This is a genomic window from Riemerella columbina DSM 16469 (assembly GCF_000374405.1).
GTDB classification, from domain to species: Bacteria; Bacteroidota; Bacteroidia; order Flavobacteriales; family Weeksellaceae; genus Riemerella; species Riemerella columbina.
The window spans coordinates 1-1603 of record NZ_KB894277.1; the positions used below are offsets into that span (position 1 = coordinate 1).

The 1603-nt window shown below is 27.4% G+C and carries 2 protein-coding genes and 2 pseudogenes; 1 reads left to right on the forward strand and 3 read right to left on the reverse strand.

Going from position 1 to position 1603, the window contains the following annotated elements:
- Positions 1-136: pseudogene (locus C237_RS14660) on the forward strand (IS5 family transposase); the annotation flags it as partial.
- Between the two features lie 99 nt (positions 137-235).
- Here the strand turns inward: C237_RS14660 and C237_RS0111030 are convergent.
- The 3 genes and pseudogenes from C237_RS0111030 to C237_RS14790 form a co-directional block, all read right to left on the reverse strand.
- A complete protein-coding gene (locus C237_RS0111030) occupies positions 236-838 on the reverse strand; it encodes a hypothetical protein (protein ID WP_018676523.1) in 603 nt (200 codons plus the stop codon).
- Positions 816-1331 carry a Panacea domain-containing protein gene (locus tag C237_RS13440; protein ID WP_018676524.1) on the reverse strand — a complete coding sequence of 172 codons (516 nt, stop codon included), beginning with the start codon at positions 1329-1331 and terminating at the stop codon, positions 816-818. Before C237_RS13440 ends, C237_RS0111030 begins: the two co-directional genes overlap by 23 nt.
- A 134-nt stretch (positions 1332-1465) precedes the next feature.
- Positions 1466-1603: pseudogene (locus C237_RS14790) on the reverse strand (N-acetylmuramoyl-L-alanine amidase); the annotation flags it as partial.

The following is a 1603-nucleotide window of genomic DNA, read 5'->3' on the forward strand; positions in this document are numbered from 1 at the left end:
GTACAAAATAGAAAGAACCAATGGTTGGTTGGATAGTTATAGGTCTTTACTCAATAGATTTGACACAACAGTGGCTAGTTGGCTAGGATTTAATTCTTTAGCATTTATAGTCATAGCCCTTAAAAAGTTTAAATGACTTCAATGTATTAATACTTTTAATTATTATAAGAAATAGTCTTTATTTGAAAAAAATAAACAGAAATTGTTGTAAGAGAAAAAATATTATAATATAAACTTATAATTTTTGAGAGTCCTGTTCAGAATATAAAGTATTTACCTCTTCCGTAATAATAGGCTCGTAAAATTTTATAAACTCATCTATAGTATCTTCGTTATGCAAATCTTTATTGTAACCAACATAGATATTATGCATAATATTTCCTTTTTGCATCATATCATATGAATTTTTTATACAGTCTCTTTTCAAAAAAGCATAGAAGATACTCATTCTTCTATTTAGGTCTTCTCTTTGAGAGTGGTCAATATAATTATCGTCTAAGGCATAAAAACAAAAAGAATAATCTCCATATTGTTGTGTACAAAGGTTAAAGCATTCTTTAAATAGTCGTAAAGTGGTTATAGGACTCAAACAATCCCGACCTACATTCCTTTTAAATTTTTTTATTCCTTTTGATTTAGCAAATTTAGTAAAATAAAAAGAAAGAACTACAACTTTGTATTTTTCAAAACGCTTTATAAGAATTATCCATTTGTATTTCTTATTACCATCATATATGTGGAGGCTATACTCCTCTTCAATATAAAGTACACCATGTTTAGATCCATTAGTACTTTTAATTTTTCTACAACCAACTTTAAAACAATTCCTCCCCGACATTACCACTAAAACTAGCTAGCCCATTTACATTGTATTTAGTATGAGGTATTCTTCCATTATTATCTAATGAGAAATTAGAAATACTTTGTTCATTGATTTTTATTATATTAGTTGATTTTTGTTCAGGAGAAATTTCACCTCTAGCTTTTATCCAAAGTGTTTCATCATGTGTCAAATCTACTAATTCTAATCCTGTATACCCCCCATAAACATCCCAAATTTCATTTAAGTGAGAAATTACTGCCTTATCAGATATATCTTTTTCAATGAATCTTTCATTTATCAAACTTCCTCTTTTTATAAACTTATACTTATCCCATACATTACGTACAACAGGGCCTAATACCCAAGCTTGTATTTCATCTTTAAATAATAAGTTTTTATATTTAGCGAAATACCAAACCTGGGAGTAGAACAAAAGTTTTTGTAACTTCAGTGGAGTTACTCCTTTTCTAATGAAGAAAAACGATATGTCTATTGCAGAATAAACCATATAATAATATAAATATGATAATGCAAATATAATACTTTAAAATTAAATCAATATTTTAAAACTATAACATTCTAATTTTGAGTATTTAAGAGTATAAATTTTATAATAATTTTAAATCAAATACGAAACTATCACTAAGTTAGGTTATCATCATACTTTTTAGCGATTTCTGCGACTGCTTTCATTAGGATTTCTTTTTTCGTGTCCCATTGTTGCATATCTAGTACCGATGATATAAAACATATTTCCCAAAGTACCGAACATCCTGCACC